Raw genomic sequence first — 10,976 nt, forward strand, 5'->3', positions numbered from 1 at the left:
AACCGAACGTACATTTTTGCGCCGCTTTGTTCGTGGCACAGGACTCAAGCCCAGCGAATATTTGCAGAAGCTGCGTGTCAGTAAAGCCTGTGACATCTTAGAGTCGACCCAAAATACGGTGGAAAACATCGCCGCTCAGGTGGGATATGACGATGCCAGTGCCTTTCGAAAGGTGTTTATTAAGATTGTCGGCCTGACCCCCCGTGAATTTCGCGCACGTTTCGGTTCTGGCGGGTGAAATACGCTAAAGAAAAAATTCAAACAGCCGTTAAAAATGAGTCTGAGTACACGCACAAATTCTGTCTGAATATCCTGAGAGCTGAGTAAAGGGACCTACCGTGATTTCGGATCAAGAGAACTGGAAGCAGAAATATCACGCACTGAAAAAAGATTTTCAGGCCACCGAAAAACAGCGTGATAAACAGGACAAGGTGAAACAACAGCATACCGATCTTGTGTTGCAAATTACCCGACAGTTAGCACTGAATCTGCAGGGGTTTGATGCCATGCTGGACGGTCAGTTGGACGATCTGTTCAGCGCCCTGACTACAGAAGAGACGGCGCCACTGAAGAAAGTAGCGAAGCAGCTGGATAAAACCCTGCGTTCGTCTCAAAACCGGAAAACGCGTACCGCCGACGAAATACTGACGGCAGTTCGACGCTGGATCAGTGAGCTGAAATCGTTAACCTCTCAGGAACAGACGCTCAACGCCCTCGAAGTGACCCGCAATCTAAGTCAGGATTCGGTCCATCAGTATTATGAAGTGCCGTCAGTACTGTCGAATATCCTGCGCCTGCAGTCGGAAATTATGGATGGTCTGCACGAGGCCAGTCAGACAAACAGCATTCCGCCGGTTGATGAAGACACCCAGCTTATCATGCACCACATCGCCGGTGATTTACTGGAACTGCTCGATGGTTTGCACCTTACATCGTCTCACCGCCAACAGGCCGAAGCGCTGATCCAGCAACTGGAACAAGGTTTCAGCCTTGATAACCTGCCCGGTGTAATGCATAAAGTTGTACAACTGGTCAGCGACTGTAGCCGCAGCCTGAATGATGAATTTGAACGTTACCTGCTGGATATCAGCCGCCAACTGGCGGATATGCAGGAGCTGTTGATACGCAGTCATAAAGCCCAGCAATCGAACAACCTCAGTCAAATGCAGCTGAACGAAGAGATGCAAACTGAGGTGGATTCCATTAAGTCCGTCACTAAACGGGCCGCGAGTCTGAACCAGCTAAAACAGATGGTCACCTCGCAGGTAAGCCGCATTCAGGGGGCGGTTGATAACATCAAGGCCACCGAACAGCGCCGCCATCAGGAAGCTGAACGTCGACATCAACGTTTAACCGCGCAACTCAAAACAGTGGAAGCGGAAGCACAACAGACCATGGCCCGGGTTGAAGAGGAGCGTCTGCGTTCACGTATCGATCCCCTCACTAAGCTGCCTAACCGTACTGCCTACAACGAACGTATCGGACAGGAACTGGAAAAGTTTCGCACCTACGAGCGTCCCCTGTCCGTTGCGGTTTGTGATATCGATCACTTCAAAAAGGTCAACGATACCTACGGTCATCTTGCCGGAGACAAAGCGTTGCGTCTGCTCGCATCCGTCTTTATCGACAGCCTGCGTAACAGCGACTTTGTTGCCCGGTACGGCGGTGAAGAGTTTATTATTCTGATGCCATCGACCCCCTGTGAAGAAGCTGCTCGGGTGCTCGATAAACTACGTGCGGCAATCGCTGCCAGTCCGTTTAACTTTAAGGGTGTGCCGGTCCCGATTACCGTCTCGATGGGTGTCACAGAAGCGGGCATTGCCGATACTGCCGAAGAGCTATTCTCTAAAGCAGACAACCTGCTTTATCAGGCGAAGAAACAGGGACGTAACCGTTTATGTGCCGATTATTCTACGGAGAATCGAGTCAATACGGAGCTCGAAAGTAACAACTCGAACTAGCGTTCAAGAATTACTGACATATTTTATGTATCTGTGACAAACAACCGTATTAATACCCTTGCATTATGTGGGTTTGGGCAGATAATGATCAGTCCACACCATTAGATAATTTGTAACAGGGACCCGATACAGAAGAATGCTAAAGACACGAGAACCATCTCGATTTTTCGTTGGTATTCTGTATCTCTGCGTCTGGCTGTTATTGCTTGCGAACCTCCCTGCCCGCGCGGCCCAATCCGAGATCATCTTCACTGAAGAAGAGCAGGCTTTTATCCAGAAACACCCCATTATTCAGGTGGGCGGCGAGATGGATTGGGCACCGTGGGATTTTGTAGAAAACGGTCAGCACAAAGGGGTTGCCAGCGATTACCTGGACCTGATCTCTGCACGTACCGGACTCAAATTTAATGTCGTGACAGGCCACAGCTGGTCCACGCTGCTGTCAATGACTAACGAGAAGAAACTCGACCTGCTACCCGTGCTCTCATGGAGCGAAGCACGAGCGCGAACCCTCAATTACACTCAATCCTTTATGCGTATCCGTCACTTTGTGTTTGTCCGTAGTACGGTGGATACTATCAACAGCTATGATGATCTGAAGGGCAAAACCGTTGCGATCCCTCGCGGTTATTCCCTGATGGCCTCGATGGAAAAAAACTACCCTCTGATTCGTATCAAACCGGTATCCGATCTGCTGGAAGCGATTGATGCCGTCATTACGAACCGCGCCGATGCGGTCATCACCAGCACACCGATCATCAATTACTACCTGAAAGAAAATGACCTGTCTGGCTTAAAACCTGCGTTCCCCTCTTCTACAGGTATTAACGACATCCATATGGCGACCCGCCAGGATATGCCGCTGCTCCGCGACATCATCCAGAAAGCACTAGATAGCGTTGATGAGCTGACGCATAACGCGATTATGGCCAAGTGGGCGGGTATGAACAGCTTGATCCCACTACACAGCCCCGAACTGGAACTGAGCCGTCAGGAAAAGGCCTACCTGCGGGACAAAGGTCAGATTACCGCCTGTATTGATCCTAACTGGATGCCTTACGAAGGATTTATCAACGGTAAACACAGCGGTATGTCCGCGGACTATCTGGCGCATTTTTCCGAACTATTGAACATACCTATCCAGGTAATACCCAGCGGCTCCTGGAAACAGTCGTTGCTGTACGCTAAAAACCGACACTGCGATATCCTCCCGCTGGCCAGCAACCGTGAAGAAAGGCGTAGCTACCTGAACTTTTCAGCCGCGTACATTGAAACTTCGCTGGCGCTCGCCACCCGTAATGATGCCTGGTTCTACTCTGATTTCAGTGAAATACAGGGTGAAAAAATCGGTATTATTAGCGGCTACTCTCCGGGTGATGTCATCCGTAAGAAATATCCCAAGATAGAGTTGGTGGAACTGGCCAGTATTCAGGAAGGGTTAGAGCGGGTACGTCAGGGCGAACTGCTTGGTTTTCTCGATGCGCTACCGAGCCTGAGTTATCACATTCAGCAAGGCCATTACGGCCAGCTGAAGATCAGCGGAAAATTTGAGTACAACTGGAACGTGGGCGTTGCAGCACGTAACGATGAGCCTCTACTGGTGTCGGTCTTCAATAAAGTCATTGCGCATACGAGTGCGTCAACACATCAGAAAATCCGCAATAACTGGCTAGCGGTACGTTACGAAGAAGCCGTCGATTACAGCCTGTTATGGAAGTCCCTGTCGGTCTTTGTTGTGATTCTTTTCCTGATGGCGCTACGTTTCCGACAGATCGTTAAACATCGCAACGAGATCAGTCGAAAGAACGCTGAGCTGGCACTCATCAATTCGCAGCTCGAACAACAAACCGAAGCAGCGCGTCATATGGCATTCCATGACCTGCTCACGGGTTTACCTAACCGTTCTCAGCTACTGGAAAATCTCGACCATGCGATGAAGCTCGCGAAACGTCAGGAACGCAAACTGGCTGCGTTGTTTCTGGATCTGGACCGCTTTAAGTACATCAACGACTCGCTGGGTCACCATATCGGTGATGAATTGCTAAAAGAGGTTGCTGCGCGTGTCCAAGCACGTTTACGCAGCTCGGATACACTGGCACGACTCGGTGGGGATGAGTTTGTGATTCTGCTGGAATCGCTGGATGATGACAGTACACCGGCGAAAGTTGCACAAGATATTATCGATACACTGCAACAGCCGCTGGAAGTTGCCGGATACCATCTAAATATCAGCGCGAGTATCGGCATAGCCTTCTTCCCCGATGACGCCGAAGATATTCACAATCTGATTAAAAACGCAGACAACGCCATGTATCAGGCCAAGGAGTTGGGCCGCAACCGTTTCCGTTATTACACCCGCGCCTTGTCGGAGGAAACCGATAAACGTCTGCAGACCGAATCGGCCCTGCGTGAAGCCCTGCAGAAAGATCAGTTCCATATGGTGTTCCAACCCATCATCGACCTGAAATCGATGGAGGTCAGCCATGCTGAGGCCCTGATCCGCTGGGATCATCCAGAACTGGGGTTTGTCTCACCGGAATACTTCATCCCGATTGCCGAGGAAAACGGCCTGATCAATGACATCGGGCTCTGGGTGGCCCGCCAGGCCTGTCATGCTTATAAAGGCTGGCTGCTGGAAGGCCTGATCCTGAATTCAGTGGCGATCAATGTGTCCAGCGTACAGTTCAAAAAAGGGGACCTTGGTGGCCAAATCAGAGAGATTCTGGCAGAAGAGGGACTGGATGCGCGGGCGATTGAAATCGAGATCACCGAACGTTATCTGATGGATCAGACCGAACACACCATCAAACACCTGAGCGCACTCAAAGACGCCGGGCACCTGATCTCGGTGGATGACTTTGGCGTGGGCTATTCATCCATGAGTTATATGAAACGTCTGCCGCTGGATATTATCAAGATAGACCGCTCTTTTATCACGGATCTGGCCGATGATGAGAATGATCGTCAGATCTCCCAGGCGATCATCAGTTTGTCACACAGCCTTGGCTACCGTGTCACCGCTGAAGGTGTAGAAAACCCTGCTCAGCTCGCCTTTCTCGAACATTGTCGCTGCGATTTTGCCCAGGGTTATCTGTTCAGCCGCCCCGTCACCGAAGCGCAGTTTATCGAGACCGTGGCTGAGATTAACGAACGCCTGCGCAAACATAAACAGGGCTCGCCAGATCTGGCGATGTCATAAGGCCACAGACAAAAATCACACAAAAAAACCGCCCGAAGGCGGTTTTTTTAAAGAGCTTAGCGCGATGATTAACCGCCGAGATAAGCCTTCTGTACATCTTCATTGACCAGCAGGTCTGCACCGGAACCTTCCAGTACCACATGCCCATGCTCCAGTACGTAACCGCGATCTGCGATACGCAGTGCCTGGTTGGCGTTCTGCTCCACCAGAAAGATCGTCACACCTTCATCACGCAGCTTTTGAATGATGTCAAAAATCTGCTGAATGATAATTGGCGCCAGACCCAAGGATGGCTCATCCAGCAAGATCATACGTGGCTTGGACATCATCGCACGCCCAATCGCCAGCATCTGCTGTTCACCACCGGACATCGTGCCCGCGCGCTGACTGTAACGCTCACGCAAACGTGGAAACAGTTCCAGTACGTGTTCGATGGTTTCTGCCGCTTCCGCTTTGTCACGGAAATAACCGCCCATGGAAAGATTCTCTTCCACGGTCATACCACCGAAGACACGACGGCCTTCCGGTACAATCGCCAGACCTTTCTGCATGATCTTATTGGTCGGCACACCACTGATCTGCTCACCGTCAAAAGTGATCGTACCGGAGGTTGCCTGCGGATCACCACAGATCGTCATCATCAGGGTGGTTTTACCCGCACCGTTAGCACCAATCAGTGTAACAATTTCGCCCTGTTTAACTTCAACAGAGACATCGTGCAACGCCTGAATTGGCCCGTAGTGGGTATTCACATTATCGATGCGCAGCATCTTATTCCTCCCCCAGATACGCTTTGATCACGTCCGGATTGTTCTTCACTTCATCCGGCGTACCATTGGCCAGCGGTGCACCCTGCGCAATCACGTAGATATGATCGGAGATACCCATCACCAGCTTCATATCATGTTCGATCAGCAATACAGAGATCTCATGCTCATCGCGCAAACGTACGATCAGCTCATCCAGCTCTTTGGTTTCGTTCGGGTTCAGACCCGCAGCGGGTTCATCCAGCAACAGCAGTTCCGGCTGCGTCACCATGCAACGGGCGATCTCAAGACGACGCTGCTGACCGTACGCCAGGTTACCGGCTTCGCGGTTGGCAAACTCCAGCAGATCCATCTCTCTGAGCCAGTACACTGCACGGTCCATCGCTTCCTGTTCCTGACGACGATATGCCGCTGTTTTGAACAGGCCGGAGATCAGATCTGTTTTCAGGTGACGATGCTGAGCAACCAGCATGTTTTCAATCACCGTCATCTTGGAGAACAAACGCACGTGCTGGAAGGTACGTACCAGCCCCTTACGGGAGATCTGGAAATCCTTCATGCCGGCAACTTGTTCGCCGTTAAACACAACACTGCCGTCGGTTGGGATATAGAACCCGGACAGACAGTTAAAGACTGTCGTTTTACCTGCGCCATTCGGGCCGATAATCGACACGACCTGACGGTGTTTCACCGCCAGATCCACGTGATCGACCGCTACCAGACCGCCAAAGCGCATGGTCAGGCCGTTTACATCCAGCAATAGACTCATGTTTTTAACTCCAAATGCGGTCGTTTCATTGGTACCAGGCCTTCAGGACGCCAGCGCATCATGACAACCATCAGCAGTCCAAACAACAACATACGATATTCGGAGAATTCACGCGCCAGTTCCGGCAGGATGGTCATCACAATCGCGGCGAGAATAACACCCACCTGAGATCCCATACCCCCTAGAACAACGATCGCCAGAATGATGGCGGACTCAATAAAGATAAACGATTCTGGACTGATAAAGCCCTGTCGAGCGGAGAAGAATGCACCGGCAAAACCAGCAGTCGATGCACCGATGGTGAATGCCGACAGCTTGATCATGGTGCGGTTCAGCCCCAGAGAGCGACACGCGATCTCATCTTCACGCAGTGCTTCCCACGCACGACCGATTGGCATACGCATCAGGCGGTTGATCACATAGATCACAAAGCACACCAGAATGACGGCAATCAGATAGAGGAAAATCACCTTATAAGAACTGGAGTAATCGATACCAAAGAACTCATGAAAAGTGGTTGCCCCCTCCTCCTTGGCACGGCGGGTAAACTCCAGACCGAACAACGATGGCTTAGCAATACCGGAAATACCACTTGGGCCACCGGTGACTGAAGTCCAGTTGTTCAGCAGGATACGAATGATCTCACCGAACCCCAACGTCACAATCGCCAGATAGTCCCCGCGCAAACGTAATACCGGGAACCCAAGAAGGAAGCCAAAGAGCGCGGCCAAGCCTGCAGAGATCGGTAAACACGCCCAGAAGGACATGCCAAAGTACTGCGACAAGAGGGCATAGGTGTACGCACCCACGGCGTAGAACGCCACGAATCCCAAATCCAGAAGACCGGCCAGACCCACTACAATGTTCAAGCCCAGGCCGAGCATAATGTAGATCAGTGTTAGCGTTGCCAGATCGACAGAACCACGGGACACCATGAATGGCCATACCAGCATGATCACCAACAGGCCAGCCAGCAACCAGGGTTTCAGCATCGCACGCTTGCCTTCTTCCGGCAGCAACTTACCCAACTGAGGTTTTGGAACAGCCCCCAGGAAAGCGTCAACCTGCCCCGCAAACAGCTGAGACAAAAACACCAGACCGATACCGATACCGATCCAGGTCCATTGTGTTGCTGAAGCCCCTTCCACTTTTAGCGTAGTGCCTTCGGTATTCAGTGAAATACCGACCATCATGCAGGTCAGTATAAAGCCGATGCCCGAGGCAAAAATAGCGTTGTAGAATCTCTTCCTCATCATACTTTTTCCACCTCCGGTTTACCGAGAATACCGGATGGACGGAACAACAGAATCAGTACTAACAGGCCAAAGGAGACTACGTCTTTGTATTCTGACGGGAAGAACGCAGAGGTCATCGCCTCTGTTACACCCAGAATCAAACCACCCAGCATAGCGCCCGGAATAGAACCGATGCCACCGAGTACGGCTGCCGTAAAGGCTTTCAATCCTGCGATAAAACCAACATAAGGGTTCACTACACCGTAGTACAAACCCAGCAACAAACCCGCAATCGCAGCCAGTGCTGCACCGACGATAAAGGTCAACGCGATGATGCGGTTGGTATCAATACCCAGCAAGTTGGTCATCCCCAGATCTTCGGAGCACGCACGACAAGCACGTCCCATACGAGAGCGAGAGATAAACAGGGTCAGCAACACCATCACGAGTAACGTCGCGCTCCAGATCAGCAACTGCATATAGGAGAACGACACCTCAAACACCGACGGATCACCGAAGGTCCAACCACCTGTAATCTGTGGTGGCAACGCAACATCACGGGAGCTCTGTGACAGAGCAACATAGTTCTGGAGGAAGATGGACATGCCGATGGCAGAGATAAGAGGAATCAGACGGTTAGAGCCACGCAGCGGTCGATACGCGACACGCTCGATGGTCCAGCCGTAGGTACTGGCAATGACCACCGCGACAATGAGCGCGACGATCAAAATAACCGGCAAACTGATAAAGCCCATGCCAAGCAGACCGGCAATGACAATAAAAGAGATGTAAGAGCCGATCATATAAATTTCGCCGTGGGCGAAGTTGATCATGCCGATAATGCCATAAACCATGGTATAGCCAATGGCGATCAGGGCGTAAGTCGATCCTATCGTCAGCCCGTTAATCAGCTGTTGAATTACGTATAGACTGGTTTCGGTCATATTGTGTAACCCGAATAGAGGAACACCCCGTAACCGGATCGCGGCACGAGGTGTTCAGGTGTACTAGAGAAGGCGTTTACTTAGCTGGGGATTTAGTACCGTCAGCATGCCAGTCGTATACCACGAAGGAGAAGTCCTTCAGGTCACCTTTGGCATCGAACTCCAGCTTACCGGTCGTGGTATCGAAGCTGTTGCTGCGCAGGTGAGCAGCCAGAGCTTCAGGGTCTGACTTACCGGTCGCTTTCATTGACTCAGTCATGACCTGAACGGCAGAGTATGCTGGGAATACGAACGGACCTGTTGGGTCTTCGTTTTTCTCTTTAAACGCAGCAACCAGTGCTTGGTTGGCAGGATCCTGGTCAAAGCTCTGTGGCAAAGTGACCAGCAGACCTTCAGATGCTTCACCGGCAATCTTAGAGATATCCGCGTTACCAACACCTTCTGGACCCATGAATTTAGCGCTGAAGCCTTTTTCACGAGACTGACGCAGAATCAGACCCAGTTCAGGGTGGTAACCGCCGTAGTAAACGAAATCTACGTTGTTACGCTTCAGTTTTGCGATCAGTGCAGAGAAATCTTTATCGCCTGCCGTCACACCTTCAAACATCACGGGTTTAATGCCTGCTTCTTCAACAACGTTTTTCACCGCTGTTGCCAGACCTTCACCGTACTGCTGTTTGTCGTGAATGATTGCCATGTTTTTTGGCTTGATGGTGTTAACCACATAACGCGCAGCGAATGGGCCCTGCATGCTGTCCAGACCGATCGTACGGAAAATAGTCTGGTAACCTTTTTCAGTAATCGTCGGAGAGGTAGATGCTGCAGTAATCATCAGCACGCCTTCTTCTTCATAGATATCAGAAGCAGGTTCTGTAGAACTGGAGCACAGGTGACCGATGACGTGCTGGATATCGTCGTTAACGATTTTGTTCGCAACAGCTACCGCCTGTTTTGGATCACAAGCGTCATCGTAAATTACACCTTCCAGCGTATCGCCATTAATGCCGCCGGCTTTGTTGATCTGTTCGATGGCCATCAGCGCACCGATTTTCTGCATGTCGCCGTACTGAGCAACAGGACCCGTTACCGGACCTGCAATCGCGATCTTAATGGTATCAGCCTGAGCTGCGTTAATTGCACCTGCAAGGCAAATTGCTGAACTCAAAGTGAGAAGCTTTTTGTTAAAGCGTTTCATGGATGAGTAACCCCTTTTTATTTTTGTCTTAGAGCACTCCAGACTATGGCATCTGGGTACTTAATAATTGTTATACCCCGTTACAATAGCGTTCTATTGCAGCCAAAACAATCCATGTGTTTCATATAAGAAAACTCGAATAAACAAAGGAGATATTAGGACGAAGAGATGCACCCGTTTTGATGCTTATCAGGAAACAAAGCACTAGACCTTAGTGTGAGCAATATGTGTTCAATTATTCACCATCACGCTGCACCGATATCGCCCAACACGACCTATATACAGACCTCACTATCGGCTTCAGGCACCGTGGTTTGGGGAGTTAGTGACAAATCAGTTAACAACTCAATACTATGCGGTTTAGCGATCCCATACCCCTGAGCATAATCCACCCCCACCTCACGCAGACGGTCGGCGATTTCAGAATTTTCAACAAACTCCGCAATCGTCTTTTTCCCCATCAAGTGACCGATGTCATTAATACTACGCACCATCGCCATATCTACTTCATCATCCAATATATCTTTTACAAAAATCCCATCGATTTTTACAAAATCTACCGGCAAAGTTTTTAGATATCCGAACGACGACAGGCCACTGCCAAAATCATCTAATGCAAACCGACAGCCAATCTCTTTCATGGCATTAATAAACCGAACAGCATTCGCCAAATTGGAAATGGCGGCCGTTTCGGTTATTTCAAAACACATCTGTTGAGGATCAACCTTATATTCCTCAAGCAGGTTCCGCACACAGAACAACAATTCATCATCAGCAATAGACAGGCCGGATAAGTTAATCGAAAGGTTGAGATGTTTGTTCGGACTCTCCGCCAAAAATGCACAGACATTCTTAATAACCCAACGATCCAGCTTAGGTGACAACCCAAAGCGTTCAGCAGGCGGC

General features: G+C 50.4%; 9 protein-coding genes. 3 read left to right on the forward strand and 6 right to left on the reverse strand.

Features of this window, described 5'->3' with window-relative positions:
- From ABYW01_RS06000 to ABYW01_RS06010, 3 genes are all read left to right on the forward strand, one after another.
- Positions 1–238 (forward strand): helix-turn-helix domain-containing protein (locus tag ABYW01_RS06000; RefSeq protein ID WP_372831590.1); only part of this gene is annotated, 238 nt, incomplete at its 5' end.
- Positions 239–338: 100 nt separating this feature from the next.
- Positions 339–1,961, forward strand: a complete 1,623-nt coding sequence (locus ABYW01_RS06005) for a GGDEF domain-containing protein (RefSeq protein WP_372831591.1) — start codon at positions 339–341, stop codon at positions 1,959–1,961.
- Between the two features lie 136 nt (positions 1,962–2,097).
- A complete protein-coding gene (locus ABYW01_RS06010; RefSeq protein WP_372831592.1) occupies positions 2,098–5,160 on the forward strand; it encodes an EAL domain-containing protein in 3,063 nt (1,020 codons plus the stop codon).
- Positions 5,161–5,228: 68 nt separating this feature from the next.
- On the opposite strand, the gene ABYW01_RS06015 is transcribed toward ABYW01_RS06010, so the two are convergent.
- The 6 genes from ABYW01_RS06015 to ABYW01_RS06040 all read right to left on the reverse strand — a co-directional run.
- Positions 5,229–5,930, reverse strand: coding sequence for an ABC transporter ATP-binding protein (locus tag ABYW01_RS06015; protein ID WP_372831593.1), 702 nt, complete (start codon positions 5,928–5,930; stop codon positions 5,229–5,231).
- A gap of 1 nt (position 5,931) precedes the next feature.
- Entirely contained in the window at positions 5,932–6,696 is a 765-nt protein-coding gene (livG, locus tag ABYW01_RS06020; protein WP_193954415.1) for a high-affinity branched-chain amino acid ABC transporter ATP-binding protein LivG, read from the reverse strand.
- Positions 6,693–7,949, reverse strand: a complete 1,257-nt coding sequence (locus tag ABYW01_RS06025) for a high-affinity branched-chain amino acid ABC transporter permease LivM (RefSeq protein WP_372831597.1) — start codon at positions 7,947–7,949, stop codon at positions 6,693–6,695. The genes livG and ABYW01_RS06025 overlap by 4 nt, the downstream gene beginning before the upstream one ends.
- A complete protein-coding gene (gene livH, locus ABYW01_RS06030; RefSeq protein WP_372831594.1) occupies positions 7,949–8,875 on the reverse strand; it encodes a high-affinity branched-chain amino acid ABC transporter permease LivH in 927 nt (308 codons plus the stop codon). The genes ABYW01_RS06025 and livH overlap by 1 nt, the downstream gene beginning before the upstream one ends.
- A gap of 76 nt (positions 8,876–8,951) precedes the next feature.
- Entirely contained in the window at positions 8,952–10,070 is a 1,119-nt protein-coding gene (locus ABYW01_RS06035) for a branched-chain amino acid ABC transporter substrate-binding protein (protein WP_372831595.1), read from the reverse strand.
- Positions 10,071–10,345: 275 nt separating this feature from the next.
- The coding region (locus ABYW01_RS06040) for an EAL domain-containing protein (protein WP_372831596.1) at positions 10,346–10,976 on the reverse strand (631 nt) is incomplete at its 5' end.

Origin of the sequence: Pontibacterium sp., assembly GCF_041587635.1 — a bacterium.
Classification (GTDB): Bacteria; Pseudomonadota; Gammaproteobacteria; order Pseudomonadales; family Balneatricaceae; genus Pontibacterium.

Bases quoted from the DNA above. Each gene is read 5' to 3' on its own strand.
- ABYW01_RS06010 (WP_372831592.1), top strand. From the start codon at position 2,098: ATGCTAAAGACACGAGAACCATCTCGATTTTTCGTTGGTATTCTGTAT.
- ABYW01_RS06015 (WP_372831593.1), bottom strand. From the start codon at position 5,930: ATGCTGCGCATCGATAATGTGAATACCCACTACGGGCCAATTCAGGCG.
- livG (WP_193954415.1), bottom strand. From the start codon at position 6,696: ATGAGTCTATTGCTGGATGTAAACGGCCTGACCATGCGCTTTGGCGGT.
- ABYW01_RS06025 (WP_372831597.1), bottom strand. From the start codon at position 7,949: ATGAGGAAGAGATTCTACAACGCTATTTTTGCCTCGGGCATCGGCTTT.
- livH (WP_372831594.1), bottom strand. From the start codon at position 8,875: ATGACCGAAACCAGTCTATACGTAATTCAACAGCTGATTAACGGGCTG.
- ABYW01_RS06035 (WP_372831595.1), bottom strand. From the start codon at position 10,070: ATGAAACGCTTTAACAAAAAGCTTCTCACTTTGAGTTCAGCAATTTGC.